12 protein-coding genes are annotated in these 15,536 nt (G+C 64.1%); 5 read left to right on the forward strand and 7 right to left on the reverse strand.

Annotation, left to right across the window (positions count from 1 at the left end):
- Positions 1-2 precede the first annotated feature (2 nt).
- The 3 genes from ACZ5Z0_RS14795 to ACZ5Z0_RS14805 form a co-directional block, all read right to left on the reverse strand.
- Positions 3-752, reverse strand: coding sequence for a glycosyltransferase family 2 protein (locus tag ACZ5Z0_RS14795; RefSeq protein WP_464109074.1), 750 nt, complete (start codon positions 750-752; stop codon positions 3-5).
- Positions 753-830: 78 nt separating this feature from the next.
- Entirely contained in the window at positions 831-1,757 is a 927-nt protein-coding gene (locus tag ACZ5Z0_RS14800) for a glycosyltransferase (RefSeq protein WP_464109075.1), read from the reverse strand.
- On the reverse strand, positions 1,744-2,979 hold the full coding sequence (locus ACZ5Z0_RS14805; protein ID WP_464109076.1) for a polysaccharide biosynthesis protein: 1,236 nt from the start codon (positions 2,977-2,979) through the stop codon (positions 1,744-1,746). The genes ACZ5Z0_RS14800 and ACZ5Z0_RS14805 overlap by 14 nt, the downstream gene beginning before the upstream one ends.
- A 105-nt stretch (positions 2,980-3,084) precedes the next feature.
- On the opposite strand from ACZ5Z0_RS14805, the gene ACZ5Z0_RS14810 reads away from it, so the two are divergent.
- The 4 genes from ACZ5Z0_RS14810 to ACZ5Z0_RS14825 all read left to right on the forward strand — a co-directional run bounded on the left by ACZ5Z0_RS14810 (position 3,085) and on the right by ACZ5Z0_RS14825 (position 6,802).
- Entirely contained in the window at positions 3,085-3,915 is an 831-nt protein-coding gene (locus ACZ5Z0_RS14810; protein WP_464109077.1) for a glycosyltransferase family 2 protein, read from the forward strand.
- A gap of 36 nt (positions 3,916-3,951) precedes the next feature.
- On the forward strand, positions 3,952-4,950 hold the full coding sequence (gene rfbB / locus ACZ5Z0_RS14815; RefSeq protein WP_464109078.1) for a dTDP-glucose 4,6-dehydratase: 999 nt from the start codon (positions 3,952-3,954) through the stop codon (positions 4,948-4,950).
- 3 nt (positions 4,951-4,953) lie between these two features.
- Positions 4,954-6,366: a sugar nucleotide-binding protein gene (locus ACZ5Z0_RS14820; protein WP_464109079.1), complete on the forward strand. Its 1,413-nt coding sequence runs from the start codon at positions 4,954-4,956 to the stop codon at positions 6,364-6,366.
- A 268-nt stretch (positions 6,367-6,634) separates the two neighbouring features.
- Positions 6,635-6,802, forward strand: coding sequence for a hypothetical protein (locus ACZ5Z0_RS14825; RefSeq protein ID WP_464109080.1), 168 nt, complete (start codon positions 6,635-6,637; stop codon positions 6,800-6,802).
- On the opposite strand, the gene ACZ5Z0_RS14830 is transcribed toward ACZ5Z0_RS14825, so the two are convergent.
- Positions 6,799-8,400, reverse strand: a complete 1,602-nt coding sequence (locus ACZ5Z0_RS14830) for a DUF2142 domain-containing protein (RefSeq protein ID WP_464109081.1) — start codon at positions 8,398-8,400, stop codon at positions 6,799-6,801. The genes ACZ5Z0_RS14825 and ACZ5Z0_RS14830 overlap by 4 nt on opposite strands.
- Positions 8,401-8,629: 229 nt before the next feature.
- Here ACZ5Z0_RS14830 and ACZ5Z0_RS14835 point away from each other — a divergent pair, with 229 nt between their 5' ends.
- A complete protein-coding gene (locus tag ACZ5Z0_RS14835) occupies positions 8,630-9,103 on the forward strand; it encodes a GtrA family protein (RefSeq protein ID WP_464109082.1) in 474 nt (157 codons plus the stop codon).
- 130 nt (positions 9,104-9,233) lie between these two features.
- Here ACZ5Z0_RS14835 and ACZ5Z0_RS14840 read toward each other — a convergent pair whose 3' ends face one another.
- The 3 genes from ACZ5Z0_RS14840 to ACZ5Z0_RS14850 all read right to left on the reverse strand — a co-directional run bounded on the left by ACZ5Z0_RS14840 (position 9,234) and on the right by ACZ5Z0_RS14850 (position 15,339).
- The gene (locus ACZ5Z0_RS14840; RefSeq protein ID WP_464109083.1) at positions 9,234-10,796 is read right to left on the reverse strand and encodes a DUF2142 domain-containing protein; all 1,563 of its coding nucleotides are present in this window, start codon (positions 10,794-10,796) and stop codon (positions 9,234-9,236) included.
- A 145-nt stretch (positions 10,797-10,941) separates the two neighbouring features.
- The gene (locus ACZ5Z0_RS14845) at positions 10,942-11,931 is read right to left on the reverse strand and encodes a substrate-binding domain-containing protein (RefSeq protein ID WP_464109084.1); all 990 of its coding nucleotides are present in this window, start codon (positions 11,929-11,931) and stop codon (positions 10,942-10,944) included.
- A gap of 741 nt (positions 11,932-12,672) precedes the next feature.
- Positions 12,673-15,339: a GH25 family lysozyme gene (locus tag ACZ5Z0_RS14850; RefSeq protein WP_464109085.1), complete on the reverse strand. Its 2,667-nt coding sequence runs from the start codon at positions 15,337-15,339 to the stop codon at positions 12,673-12,675.
- Positions 15,340-15,536 lie beyond the last annotated feature (197 nt).

The following is a 15,536-nucleotide window of genomic DNA, read 5'->3' on the forward strand; positions in this document are numbered from 1 at the left end:
AGCTATTTTCCTTTCACAGCGTGCGTCGGCACGGTTACGTGGGAGCGCTTACGTGTCAACGCAAAGAGCAGGGCAAAGACTGAGCGGCCGAGGTAAACCGCAGCTTTGGTGGGGTTGTGGCTGGGTTTGCCGCCCTGGCGGGCCCGCATTTCGACCGGGACTTGAGTGACGCGGCACCCGGAGCGGACCGCGACGACCAAGGAATCAATGGTGTCGCCCAGATATTCGGCCGGATAGTGATCGAGATATTGACTGATGGCGCGTTCGTTGCCGGCCCGGAACCCGCTGGTGACATCCGTCAGCTTGGTCTGGGCGAGGGCGGAAATGACGCGTGCCAGAAAAACCATCGCCCACTTGCGGGGACCGCTGACAGTGTAGTTTCCCCTGTCAGCGAACCGGGCCCCGATCGAAATGTCTGCATGTTCCAGGCCCGCGAGCACTTCTTCGATGTTCCTGGGGTCATGCTGCCCATCCGAGTCAACCTGGATGACCTGCTGATAACCAAATCGCCGCGCGTACTTGAATCCGGCTCGCATGGCGCCACCCACACCGAGGTTGAACGGGAGGTGAAGAACGGCCGCGCCGGCGGCGGCGGCTACTTCTGCGGTGTTGTCCGTGGAACCGTCGTTGACGACGACGACGTCGTAGCGGTCGCTGGTAGCCAAGACCTCTCGGACGGTTTGGCCGATAGCCTCGGCTTCATTCCAAGCGGGCATGATGACCAGAACGCGTGGGGGGACAGTGGATTGCATGGTCTCCAAACTATATCAATGTCGGGCGAACCCTTTAGTCGGGATGCGCCGGTGGCGGGGCGCACGACGTCGGGCCGGTCAGCGGATCCGACGTTCCAAATCCGCGGGAATGCGGCCGGAAACGCCCCTGGCGCCGTCGAGGAATCCATAGGCTGCGGCACGCAGGAGCGCGATTCGGCCCGGGCTGAAGGCGAACCGGAGCAGGTGTGCCTTGAATTCCTCGATGAGCCTGCGGGCCACCCAGCGGGGGGCTTTCAACGCGTAGCGCCGCGTGAGGATCGTGCCGTTGCGGCAGATGTAGTACACGCGGCTTGGAGAGTGGTAGTTGTAAGAGAGCGCCACGCCCCCGATCCGCACCGGACGTCCCAGCAGGGTTCCCGGACGCCGTTGGCCAAGGTCGTGTTCAATGTCACATCCGGCCCCAACGATCACGGCCAGCTCGGCGGACCTCGCCCGCATGGTGAATTCGGAATCCACGCCGTCGATGAAGAGCCCCTCGTCAAAGGTTCCGATCCGGTCGAGCGTCGAGGCCGGGATCACAAAGCCCGACTGCATGGGGTCAAAGGCGTGCAGGAAGCCATCTTGGCTGGGGATCGTGGGAACTGCGTGGCCGCTATACGAGGCCGCAGAGATGAATGCGACATCCAGTCCGGCCGCCGTGGCGTCGGCCAGCGTTCGCTGGGCCAGTTCCACGTACCGGTCGTTGACGAGGGAGTCCTGGTCGAGCGTCAGGAAGAGATCCGGCGACCGGTTCTCCGACGCCGTCCGGATGCCGGCGTTGAGGGCGGCGGCGATACCCTGGTTGCTGCCCTGGTGGACCACGGTTGCCCCTAGTTCGGCGAGCCGGGCAAACACCGCGGCGGACTCCGCCGGCGAGCCGTCGTCTACGACGACAATATGGTCCAGCTGGTGGCCGAGCTGCCGAACGGCCTCCACCAAGGCATCGGGCGGTGAGTAGGCGGCGATCACGGCGGCTGTGCCGCCGGGACGATTATTCGAAGACATGGTTCGATGCCCTTTCGTCACGTAAGAGTTTGAGGCCCGGGATCAAAAGAGCCACGAACAGTACCGCTTCGCTCAGCGCCATGCCGAGGGCGATACCTGGGGCGTTTCCACTGGCGCCTGCCCAAACCATGGCCGCTACGCCGATAAGGGCTGAAATCAATGTCCAGCGCAGTACTTGTGACTGCCGCCCCGCCGGAATCAGCAGGTTTCGGATGAACGGTGTACTCGCGCTAAGGAAAACGAACGCGAGTCCGTAGTAGGCGCAGAGCTCCGTGCTGGCCTGCATCTTGCCGGCAAACAGCAAGCTGCTGGCAATCGGGCCGGCCACGGTGAGGATGAGCGCGCCCACCACGCCGAGTCCGGCATGGGCCCAAATGGCCGTGAGGTGGCGCCGGACGGGATTAGCGGAGCCTCTTTCGATGGTCCAGCTCTGGAAGGCGTTGCCCAGGGCCACAACGGTAAAGAGCCCAAACCGATAGAGCGTGTCCGCGGTTGCGAGGCTGCCCGAGGCCTGCGGGGCCGTGGTGGCGGTGGCAATCGGCGCCGGGGTAGACGCGTAGGCGTTTCCTGCCAGGCTGATGCCCGCAGTCTTGGCCTGGCCCCTGAGTTCGCGGAGGGATTCGCGGACGTCGATCGGCAGCCATTGGCCGCCGGGGGAGTATCGCCGATGGAAATCGATGAGGGCCAGAACCGTCGCAACCGCGAGAAGCGCGGTGTAGTGCCAGAGCTGGTGGCTCAGCAGGAGCACCGGCGCGGCCGCCGCGGTGGCGAGGAACCGGGGCACGGTGTCGTAAAGGGCCAGCAGTCGGGGCTGCCCGACCCCGATGCAGAACCAGGCCGGCGAGAGGCCGGCCATCCCCACAGCCCAGGACATCGCGACCGCCTCAGCCCTGAAACCTGGCACGGCGACCACGGCAGCGACAAGCCCGGAAAGTGGCAGGACTGCGACCATCAGCAGGAGCCGCGTGCGGACGCTGCGCAGGTAGATGGCGCCGCGCTCGTGGGAATCGGCTGCACGCGCAATGGCGACTGGGCCGTCTACATTCCAGCCCCAGAGCAGGATCGTGGCGGCGAAGGTGCCGATCGCCTGTCCGGAGATGACGCTCGAAATTCCCTCGGCGCCGACGATGCTGGCGATGACCGGGAGAAGGAGTAACGGCGTCACAAGCGACAGGAGGGGGAGGACCGCAAACCCGGTAAGGCGCAGCAGTACGGTCTTCATGCGAGGGCGGGTCCTTGTCGGTCTGGAAGTCAGGGTCAATCCTACGCGACGAGCATCCACCAGCCCGCCGCAGCGCGGCCGGGTCGCTTAGGATGATGTGACGCGGTGGCCGTCGTCGCCCGTTACGGCCATGCCATTCCCAAGCGAAGCGAGTCCATGAGTTCTGAACAGCCAATCGGTCCGGCCACGACCCGCGCCAGCGTCTGCATGGCCAGCTATAACGGCTCCGCTTATATCGGCGAACAGCTGTCTTCCATCCTGGCGCAGCTCGGGCCCGCGGACGAACTGGTCATCGTCGACGACGCATCGACGGACGGGACCGTGGAGGCTGTGCGGGCCTTCGACGACGACCGCATCCGCCTGTACGAGGCTTCGTCCAACCAAGGCTATGTGAAGTCGTTCGAGCAGGCAGTCGTGGCCAGCCGGGGGTCCCGGATTTTCCTGGCGGACCAGGACGATGTGTGGGTCGACGGCCGGCTCGAGCGGATGCTGGCAGCGTTAGAACAGTATGCGGTCGTCGCAAGCAATTTCGACGTGCTCGGCGGAGGTCCGCGGCCCGCGATCCCGCGGCTGCGAAGCACAGACTCAAACAGGCGTGCCTCCAACCTGGCCGGCATTCTTGTCGGCTACCGGGCCTACTACGGCTGCGGAATGGCCTTCCGCAGGGAAGTGCTGGACCTCTTTGTGCCGGTGCCACGGTATCTCCGCGAGTCTCATGACCTGTGGTTGGCCATATGTGGAAACGTCCTCGGTTCGATCGGCCATCTGGACGAATCGACGCTGTTGCGACGGATCCACGGTGAGAATGCGACGCCGACGGGCTGGCGGTCCCTTCCGGTCATCCTGTCCGCGCGGGTCGTTCTCCTGCGGCTGCTGGCGGAAGCCTGGCGGCGCAAGGCGGCGCACCGGCGCGGGCGGACCACCCGCACGCCCTGATCGCCCGAAATTTTCGCTTGCCGGTAAGCTGGCTGAATGCAAAAACTCCTTGTCACCGGCGGCGCCGGCTTCATTGGTTCGAATTTTGTCCACTACGTACTTGAGAACACCGGGGACCACGTCACGGTCTTGGACAAGCTCACCTACGCCGGCAACAGGGAATCCCTGAAGGGCCTCGCGGAGGAACGGTTTGAGTTCGTCCAGGGCGACATTTGCGACGCCGCCCTGGTCGATCGGCTGGTGGCCGACTGCGACGTCGTCGTGCACTACGCCGCTGAGTCGCATAATGACAATTCGCTGCACAATCCGCGCCCGTTCCTGGACACTAACATCATCGGGACGTACACCCTGATTGAGGCCGCACGGAAGCACAACAAGCGCTTCCACCACATCTCCACGGACGAGGTCTACGGCGACCTCGAGCTCGACGATCCGGAGCGGTTCACCGAGAGCACGCCGTACAACCCCTCCAGCCCCTATTCCTCCACCAAGGCGGGCTCCGATCTGCTGGTCCGCGCCTGGGTGCGGTCCTTCGGCCTGCAGGCAACCATCAGCAACTGCTCCAACAATTACGGCCCGTACCAGCACGTGGAGAAGTTCATCCCACGCCAGATCACCAACGTCATCGACGGCATCCGCCCCAAGCTCTATGGCAAGGGCGAGAACGTCCGGGACTGGATCCACGCCAACGACCACTCGTCCGCCGTCCTGGCGATCATCGCCAAGGGACGGGTCGGGGAGACCTACCTGATCGGCGCCGACGGCGAGAAGAACAACAAGGACGTCGTCGAGCTGATCCTCAAGCACATGGGCCAGTCACCGGACGCCTACGACCACGTCGTGGACCGGCCCGGCCACGACCTGCGCTACGCAATCGACTCGTCCAAACTGCGCGACGAACTCGGCTGGGAGCCGAAATTCTCCAACTTCGAGGCCGGCATCGAAGACACCATCGCCTGGTACCGGAACAACGAGGACTGGTGGCGTCCACAGAAAGCCGCGACCGAAGCCAAGTACAAGGAACAGGGCCAGTAGACCATGTCGATCGAGTTCTCGAAGAAGCTCACCGCCCGCGAAACCCCCATTCCCGGCGTCGTCCTCTACGACCTCCCGGTCCACGGCGACAACCGTGGCTGGTTCAAGGAGAACTGGCAGCGGGAAAAGATGGTGGCGCTCGGCCTGCCGGACTTCCGCCCCGTGCAGAACAACATCTCGTTCAACGAGACGGCCGGCACCACCCGCGGCATCCATGCCGAGCCGTGGGACAAATTCATCTCCGTGGCCACCGGCCGGATCTTCGGCGCCTGGGTGGACCTGCGTGAAGGCCCCACCTTCGGCGCGGTATTCACCGCCGAGCTGGACCCCAGCCAGGCCATCTTCATTCCCCGCGGGGTGGGCAACGCCTTCCAGACGCTGGAGGACAACACGGCCTACACCTACCTGGTCAACGACCACTGGTCCGCCGACGCCCAGGGCCAGTACACGTTCCTGAACCTCGCCGACGAGACCGCGGCAATCGCCTGGCCCATCCCGCTGGAGCAGGCTGAGCTCTCCGACAAAGACAAGGCCCACCCGCGCCTGGCGGATGTGGCCCCGATGCCGGCTAAGAAGACGCTCGTCGTCGGCGCCGACGGCCAGCTCGGCAAGGCACTGCGGAAACTCTACGACGGCGACACGTCCGTCGAGTTCGCCGGGCGCGCCGAGTTCGACCTCGGAAGTGCGGACGCGTTCGCGCGCCGGCACTGGAAGAACTACTCGACCATCATCAACGCCGCCGCCTACACGGCCGTCGACGAGGCTGAAACGGCTGAGGGCAGGGCGGCCGCCTGGGCCGTTAATGTGACCGCCGTCGCGCGGTTGGCCCGGACCGCCGTCGAACACCATCTGCTGCTCGTCCACGTCTCCTCTGACTACGTCTTTGACGGCAGCCGGGACGTCCACGTCGAGGATGAGCCGTTGTCCCCGTTGGGCGTCTACGGGCAGTCAAAGGCGGCGGGCGATGCGGTCGTCAGCGTTGTACCGCGTCACTACATCGTGCGCACCAGCTGGGTAATCGGCGAGGGCAACAACTTCGTGCGAACCATGGCTTCGCTCGCCGCTCGGGGAATTGAGCCGTCGGTTGTGAACGACCAAATCGGGCGCCTGAGCTTCACCGAAGACATCGCCGCCGGCATCCGGCACCTGATCGCGACGGACGCGCCGTTCGGAATCTACAACCTCAGCAACGAAGGTGCACCGCAGTCTTGGGCCGACATCGCAGCTGACGTCTACGAATTCACCGGCGTTTCCCGCGAAGCGGTCAGCGGCGTCAGCACGGAAGACTACTTCCGCGGCAAGTCGGTCTCGCCACGGCCCGCGAACAGCGTCCTGGACCTGAACAAAATCGAGGCCACGGGCTTTGTGCCTGCGACCGCCACGGAGCGCTTGCAGGACTACTTGGCGAGGCGATAGCCGTCCGCGCCGGAAGCGGCCGGGACCAGCTCTGTTTCAGCGGGCCGGTCCCGACCGAACAGCCCTGGTTTCCGGGCTGCTCCGGCGGTACTGTCGTGTCAGAATTGGGCGGGATGAAGCTGGCACCGAAAGATTTCTTCCGGTCCGGCGGCCCTGCGTCGTTGGAACCAGCCGCCGGTAGTCCTGACGTGAAGATTCGCTGCTTGAGCACGGATCCAACTTCGCCGCTTCGTATGGCGTCCACATTTTTGGCTGGCCGGAGCAGTAGGTGGTGGCCGTGATTGCCGGGGCCAGCCTCCCGGTTTGGCTGTTTATTGCCGTGAGTGTGGCCGGAACCCTGCCTCTTGCCTACCTGAGCTGCCGCTACGTCGAGCAGCGCGCATTGGCCTTCAAGAATCCCAGGGTCCCGGCCGCCGTTGGGGCGGGCATCCTCTAAACGCTGCCCGCAACTCCTCGGCCAGACTCAAGCACGGTGTCCTGGGCGTCCTGTGACGTGGCTCGGCCTGATACTGGAAGGGCCGGCGCAGGGGGCTGCGGCGCGGTTACCCAGCGATGCAGGAGTACAGCGCCCACTATCAGGACCGCCAGGTAGAAAACGGCCAGGGTAATCCAGCCGAATGGAGGCTGCCACTGCGGTGTTATCAGCATGTCGCGCCAGTTGGAGCTGTCCTGGAGCCCAATGACGTAGCGGCGGAGGCCGTAGATAAAGCTGTAGAAGTGGCCAAACACCGTCAGGGACAACACGATGATGCTGGCGCGCCGGCCGATGTCGGGTCGTCCGATGGAGAACGCCCTCATGGCGACGCCGCACGCGGTGACCAATACGACGACGAGGGCCAGGATGTAACGTCCCTGCCAGATGAGTCCCACGTCCTTTGCCAGCGGGATCTGCAGGAGTGGCGGAAGGAAGATGACTGCGGCCGTAAGGAAGGCCACGGTCAGGCGTCCCGCACGGTCGGCCACGGAGAGGGAGATCGCAATCGAACCGATGATGAGGGTGGCCCAAACCGCCAGGGTCCCCGGCGGACCTGGCGTGTCCAGCCAGCCCAGGAACGACACATAGCCGACTGCGAACTCGAAGGTCCTGTCCAGCATGATGGTCACAATCTGAGTCGGGGTTGCATCGATGCCCTGGCCCATGAGGCTCTGGAGGCTGTTGGCCACCCGGAGCCACAGCAATGACAGTGCGCAGCCGACCGCAACGACTCCTACCAGGATCCAGCCGAATCTCTGCTTTAGGACCGACAGCAGCGGACGGTAGCCGAAGAGGAGCAGAGAGCCGATGACAGCCAACCCCAGCCACAACAGCGAAGCGGCTCGCGTATTGGCCAGGACGACGGCAGACACCGCGGCAGCGGCCAGCGGCGCCTTCCACGCATGCCCGGCGTCGAGCCTGTCCCACGCCAGACACAAGGCGGCGAATACCGACATGGAGGTCGCGATTTCCAGCGAATTGGGATTCACGGCACCGGAGAGGAAGAACACCATGGGCGTCAAGGCGAGTGTTCCGACGAACAGCGGCAGCCGCCATTGGCGCAGTCCGGCAAGGGCAACCAAGGCAAGCGCTACGAAGGCAGCGCTCAGCAGGCCGCTAAGAATCCGCATGGCATAGATGGCCTTGGCTCCGGTCAGAACTAGGCTTGGCAGACCCGTGAATTCGTAGTACATGGGGTTGTAATTGCCGGCGCTGGTGGGTGCCTTGACCATGGTGGTACCTGACGACAGCGGCGGGCTGCAGTTGGCTGGGACCAGGGGCTTCCATGCGAAACACGCGGGAAGGCCATCGGTTGACGCTATGAACGTCGGGACGTCGACCTGTGAGCGCTCCCCTTGGGCGGTGCCCGACTCGCCCTGCAGCTGACCCCTGACGACCGAAGCCGCCTTGATGACGTGGGCTTGTTCGTCGGGAACAGAAATTAGTGGGCTGGCCAGGGACCAGAGGCTCGTCAACAGGCCGACGACAGCAAAGACTGCGAAGAACCGCAGCAGGCCTGTCGGGATTTTTCCGTTTGGCAGGGAAGGCAGTGAAGGCATGGTTCTCTCTGGGAGGGCGTCGGGGGTCCTAGCTCACTCTACAAGCTGCGGGGCCCCCGGGGGATCCTCAACCCGGTCCACGAGCGGCCATGACCGATCCTTGAACCCCACGACGTCGAGATAGACATTGCACGGGACTGGTCTAGACTGTCTTGGTGTCACTGAGCCAGGACGGTGCGGACAAATCAACGAGTACGGGCGGTATTTTCACATCATGAGGGATGGTTCCATGAGTCTGCTCCGCCGTATCCAATATTTCGTTCGCAACGGTCACCTCGTAAAGTTTCTCGCGGTGGGCGCCGCCTCCTTTGCTATCGATCTTGGTCTGCTCGCCTTGCTCCATGAGGGTGCCGGAGTGGACTTATGGATTGCCACGCCGGTGGCGTTCCTGAGCAGCCTGGTGTTCAATTTCCTCGTCCAGCGAAAATTCACTTTCCAGTCCGATGAGCGGGCCCACGTCAGCTTCTTGAAGTACGGTGCGCTGGTGGTGTTCAACGTGGTGGCCACTGACGTCATCGTCAACGTGATCGCAGGCAGTGGACAGTCTTACGCAATCGGCAAGCTCATTGCGACTGTTGCCACGACCGGCTGGAACTTTCTGTTGTATAAGCATTGGATCTTCAAGGCCGCCCCCGTAGCTGATGAGCACGTCGATGTGACCGCCGTAGGGACGCCCAGCGCCGGACACCGCGGTGATGAATAGCCTCGCGGTGCCCTGAGCCGCCCCAGCCCCGCAGTCCCCAGGACTGGGGGAGAAACCCGCCAACTGCGGACATCCTGCAGGGACCTTTGAACGGAAGAGCCCCCCAGCGCTTGGCGCTGGGCTCGTCGCTTCAGACGTGCTGGGTGGGATTCTCGGGAACGTTGCGAGGCGCGTCCGAGGGTGGGTTCCCCGACGACGCCCGGTGTATCCGCCGTGGAAGCTTGGGGATCCGGGCCAAGGAGTAACCCGGGAAGAGATACGTGTAGGTGGCGGAAGCTCCACGGTAGATCAGGATTGCGTACAGAACGGTGAGCAGGATCCAGCCGAGCGGAGGCTGCCAATCAGGATGTGTGAGCATGACCTGCCAGTTCCCGGAGTCCTTAATTCCGACGACGTAGCGGCGCAGGACGTAGACAAAGGTGTAGATGTGCGCAACGGCGGCGGCCGCTACCAGCACACGAGCCACGCCCCTAAAGCTCGGTGCCGTGTCGAAGCGACGCAGTCGGACGGCCATGCCTGCGGAGATCATCGCGATCATGAACAACGGCAGGTTGTAGCGTCCCTGCCAGATATACCCCACGGAGCCGATCAGGGCAGCCTGCACCACGGCCGGGGCAATCGCCAAGGCGCCTGCTGCGATCCAGAACCCCGTCGCGTTCCGCCTGGGTCGCGCGGTGAACGGTACCAGCAGCGCCAGCATCAGGAGCATACTCCAGAACTGGATGACGGCCTGCGGGGCGGGGACCTCGAGCCAGCCCATGATGCCGATGTACTGAGGGACAAAATCAAAGGCGCGATCGATCATGGTGAGGAAGGCTTGGTGCGGCCTCACCCCGGAAACGAGGTTTATGATGCCCTCGGGAGCTGCGGCGGTTGAACCAGGCGCAAAGAGCATCAGCACAATCCAGAGAATCCCCAGGCTCACGCCCAACACCATTAGGCTGGCGGTGATTAGCACAGTGCGGTTGCGGAACAGGCGGCCGAGGCTTCCGAAGCCATAGAATGCCACTGAAACCACAAAGGCAATCAACAGCCAAAGAAGTGAAACGTTCCTCGTGTTCGCCAGCACAGCAATGGAGATGCCGACCGTGGCAATGGCGGGTTTAACTTCCGAGAGGCGTGCTGAGCTCTCCAAACACACCAAGAGGCCGCAAAACGCTGCCATGGTTGCTGCGACTTCCAGCGAATTCGGATTGATGCCCGAGGAGAGGAACAGCACCATCGGGGTCATGGCCACGGCGGCGGCGGCCACCGGCCATTTGGGGTTCCGGAGCCTCCTCAGGGCCGTCATTCCGGCGGCCAGGAAGGCGGTGCACAGGAGTGCGCTGGCGATCCGCATGCCGATGATGGCCGGGGCTCCCGTCAGGAAGAGGCTGGGGAGGCCGACAATCCAGTAGTACATGGGGTTGTACAGACCGGCTGACGTTACGCCGATTGTGAGGTAGTTGTCGTCCATGGGTACGGCCGGGGCGCAGGCAGCGGTGACGTCGCGTTTGAAGGCCGTGCAGGTCTGGGCCGAGAGGTTTGCGATGTAGGAGGGAACTTGGACGTGCACGCCGTGCCCGAAGGACTGCCCTTCCTGCACCGTGAACTGTCCCCGCGCCACGGCGGCCGCCTTGATGGTATGCGAGGGCTCGTCCGGATAAGCCATCAGGGGCGTGGCCAGCGACCACAGGGATGCGAGCAGAGACAACAGGGCAAAGGTGCGGAAGAACGGCCTAAGTGCGTGCCGGCGCCGTCCCCTTGTTGGCGCATTGGGACCGGCGGCGTCGCTCCGTCCGGACAGCGATCGCCCCAATGCCGGAAGCTTGAGCCGACGGCGTGGCGTGGACTCGGTCCTATCGATTGTCATCGTGCTCCGCTTTGATCGTTCCAACTGCTGCCCGGGACCGCTCCAGGGCCATGACGCTCGGCGAGCCGACCTGCGCGAAATAGGTCGAATTGGCCTGACCGCCCTCGCCCGTGACGTATTCGGCCCATGACCGGACCAATCGTGCGAGGGCAGGATTCTTGTAGGAGTGGCAAAAGGCCTGATAGCCGACAAATCCCAGGGAATAGCCGGGGCCTCGGCCCGTTTGCAGGGTCAATTGGACGCCGCCGCCGGGAGCTTCGCCGACCGTACCATGGTCCACCGCGACTGCCAGGGCGTCGTCGGTGACCTTGATGAAGTCTTGCCCGAACTTCAGCGTCGCCGTTGAGAACCGCGTGCCGATCGATGACCGGTCCATGAACGCGATCGCGCCTGCAGTCTCGTCCACTTTGGTGCCCAGGTCGGAGTACCTCTCGACCGACTGTCCTGCAGTGGTGTCGGGCCACCGCCGTGTCACGGGTGGATACGCTGCCGCTTGCGGGTCCGAGTTGAAGTACTCGCCAACGGCCTGTGTGAGCCCGGAGTCGGCCTTGGCCCAGATCGGCACAATGTCCTTGCCTGGCAGCTCCGTGCCCGGATTTAGCTCCGCGATTCGGCGATCGTCCCAGCGGGTGATTTTGCCTTGGAAAATCGCGGCCAACAGTGCCTGATCCAAGCGGACGTTACGCAACCCGGCCACGTTGTAGGCGACACCCACGGCAGTAACCGATGTGGGCACCGCAAACGCACCCTCGGGCCCGCAGCTTGCCTTGGAAAGTTCCCAATCGCTGGCCGTCAGTTGGGAATCGAGGCTGGCAAAGTGAGCCATTCCCCGAAACAAGGCGTCCCGGCCGCTCGCGTCGCCGTCCGGAGAGAAGCGCAGGGAGGTCTGAGGATTTTCTTTGGACCAGCCTTGCTGCCAAGCGGAAATTGGGGACTGCTGACTGACGCTGCCGATCGCGGTGAGGGATCCTGTCACACCGGAGCCGTATTGGGCAGGACTGCATGAAGCCAGGCCCACGGTGCTCAGCAAAGCCAGCAGGGCAAGGGCGTGCCTGCGAGGCTTACAGCGCATGCCGGCGTTCTCCTTCGTCTAAAACCGCGACGCCGACAGTTCGGCCCGTCTCAACCTTAGCCGGAGTCATCGTTGCCGCCACATACCGGTCGTCGCCGCGCATGAGGACAGATGACTCGGAGGCGGGCAATACCGCCGCGCAGGTTGTTCCTCGCAGCGGGTCGTAGTTGCCAGCCGTTGTGGGGGCCGCCGTCAGCTGACGGTTGTTCCCCTTGGAGGCGGGTGCACAATCAGCCGTTACGTTCGACTTGAATGCGGCAAACCTCTGGGCCTGCAGGTGGGCAAAATGTGACGGCACATGCGTGATGACCGGTTCGACCTGTCTACCGCTGCAATGCGCCAGAAACTGTCCTCGGGCCAGAGCCGCGGCCTCTATTGTTTGAGATGGCTTGTCCGGAACCGTCATGAGGGGCGACACCCACGGCATGGTGAGGAGTGCCAAAAATAAGAGAAGTTCGAGACTCCTGGCATCAGCGGTGCCGGGCCGGAATCAGACGGGGCAACCGGCCCGGAATCGTTGAATGCATGATGATCCAAGGTATCAGCTTCGGCGTCCCGGATCGGACAGGCCAGGACGGGGTTTAGCGGGGGGCTTCGGCGTCCTGGCCCGGACAGGCCAGGACGTGGTTTAGCGGGGCTTCGGCGTTACAGGCTGCCGGCAAACGCCCTTCCCAGGTAACCCTGGTTGGGTTTCATGCCGGTTCCGGAGTAGCTCCAGAGCGATCCGTCCGGCCGGCGGGCCACCAGGTCCGGAGCCGGGTCGCCGTCGAGGTTCCAGCCGGCAACGACGCGGTCAAAGATGTTCCAGCCGGTCCCGATCCGGCGGGACGGCAAAAGCTTGCCTGTTCCGTCTCCTGCATAGAACCACAGAGTGCCATCCGGGCGTCGGGCCAGCACGTCGTTATTACCGTCGCTGTTGAAATCGCCGACGCCGAAGATTTGGTCGAAGACTTCCCAGCCGAAGGCGCCGATCTTCACCCCGGGCAGGTATCCGCTGTTGCTGGCATTGACGACGCCGGTGCCGCGGTAGAGCCACAGCGAGCCGTCCTTGCCGCGGGCAAGGAGATCGTTCTTGCCGTCTCGGTCCAGGTCCCCGGTCCCGATAATGTCGCTGAACGCGTCCCAGCCGAATTTGCCGATCTGGACGGCCGGGAGGTAGCCGTTGCTGCCGGCATCCACGCGGCCCGTCCCTGCGTACAGCCACAGGCTGCCGTCAGGCTTACGGGCTACGAGGTCGTTCTTGCCGTCGCCGTTGAAGTCGCCAACGGCGGTGAGGGAGTCGAAGCCGTCCCAGCCGAAGTTACCGATCTTGCGTGCCGCTCCGTAGGCTCCCGTGCCGGTCCCGGGGTAGAACCACAGGCTGCCGTCCCGCATGCGGCCCAGCAGATCAGCCTTGCCGTCGCCGTTGAAATCCTTGGTGCCCACGAGCATGTCGAAGGCGTCCCATCCGAAGTTGCCGATCTTCTGGGGGCTTAGATAGCCCTGGTCCCGCATGGCGGTGCCAGCGAAAAAGTAGATGGACCCGTCGGCCTGGGTTCCGACGAAGTCGGCGAGACCGTCGCCATTGCCGTCGCCGGTGCCTATGATCTGGTCATAGATGCCCCAGCCGGTGCCGATCTGCTGGGGATTGACTAGCGTGACTTTCCCGGAGTTCGCGTAGAACCAGAGGGTGCCGTCCGGCTTGCGGCCCACCAGATCGCTGGTGCCGTTTCCGTCGAAGTCTTGGATGGCTGTCAGTTGGTCGAAGACCTCCCAACCGAAGTCGATTTTCCGGCCGTTTCCAGTCTGGCCGTTGCCGAGGCCGGAGTAGAGGTATAGGCTTCCGTCCGGGGTCCGGGCGAGGAGGTCCGCCTTGCCGTCGCCGTCGAAGTCGCGGACGCCAAGGATGGCATTAAAGGCGTCCCAGCCGAAGTTGCCGATCTTGACGCCGCCCCGGTAGCCTTCGCTCGAAGCGGACACGACCCCGGTGCCGGCATAGAACCACAGGGAGCCGTCCAGCTTTCGTGCCACAATGTCATTCCGGCCGTCCCCGTTGTAATCGCCCACGCCGACCAGGCTGTCGTAGATCTCCCAGCCGGTGCCAATTCTCCGGCTCACCGTGTAGTGCCCGGCGCCGTCACCGGAATGCAGCCAAAGCTCACCATTCGCACGGCGCTCAATGAGGTCGGGAATTCCGTCGCCGTCGAAATCTCCCGGCGAGAAGACCTTCCGGGAGGGGTCGGTCGGTGGCGGTGGCGGCGTTCCATTGGCGAAGCGCTGCAGGCCGGCGTAGTCCCCGGCCCAGACATTTTGATCCCCGGCGAATTGTCCGGAATCGGCGTACTGCCAGATGCTGTAGGCGGACCAGCTGGCCGGGATGGGGCCGGCGTTGTCCGAGGGCGCGCTGGGGTAGGAGGCCAGCCACAGCGGGTTGTCGCCGAAGCCCAGGGGGTTTCCGACGCAGTCCTTCCACCAGTAATTACCGGTGTAGATAACGGGCAGGCGGCCCGTCAGCGACAGCATGGTGTTGCTGAAGTCCCGGGCCCAGGCGGTCAGTGCATCCGGAGACATGTCATAACAGATGTTGCCCTGGTAGTAGCCGTTGATGGTCCGGCCTGCATAGGGATTTCCCTCGAAGTCCAGGACCGGGGGCATGGTGTAGCCGTCGCCGGACCAGCCACCGCCGCTCGCCACGAAAATTCTTGCCTGGTCTGCCCCGGTGGAGGCCGCCGGGTTGGCGTAGTGGTACGCGCCGCGGATGAGTCCTGCGGCCTGCGCCCCGGCGTACTGGGAGCCGAAGATCGGATTTGTGTAGTAGTTTCCCTCGGTCGCTTTGATGTAGGCGAACCGTGCTCCCAGGTTCCACTGCTTCCCCCAGTCGACGGAGGGCTGGTGTTCGCTGACGTCCAAGCCCGAGACGCCGAACGTTGGCTGCCATGTTCCCTGCGTCGTCAGGGCCCTGGCGGCGGTTCCCGTTGCGGCCGCCAGGCCCCGTCCCATTTCCGCCCCGCCGCCAGCGGTTGCCCGAGCCATGGCCGCGCGGTAGTCCGCGGCTGCCGGGGCCGAGGGCAACGGTGCAGTAGGTTGCGCCGGAACGCCCTTCGATGCGGTGGTGGTGGGCGACGGCGTCGGGGTAGGCGGCACACTCGGAGCGGTCGATGCTGCGGGAGCGGCAGGCGGCGTCGCGGTAGCGGCGGCCGGTGTGGTCGGGGAAGGCTCGAGCGCAGCCACCCGGGCAGGCAGGGCTAGGCCGGTCAGAACGGCGGCTGCCAGCAGCACGGCGCCGGCTTGCCGGCCGTAATGGGGCTTGTGGTTAGCTTGGGTCCGCTTCATTTCCGCTCCGGAGCAACGACGCTCTCTGCAGCAGCGTCATAAGGGTCTCGACGCCGGATCCAGCTCCTAAAAGTGGCCCCGGCTGCGAGAATGTCTGACTTGTCGCGCCAACCCTAACACCGCGCCAAGAGTGAAACCAGAGTTTCGGATGTTGCGGATGTGAACGTTGTTATAACGGATTTCCGGGGTTTTCCACC

The organism is Arthrobacter sp. T2-23 (genome assembly GCF_055398325.1).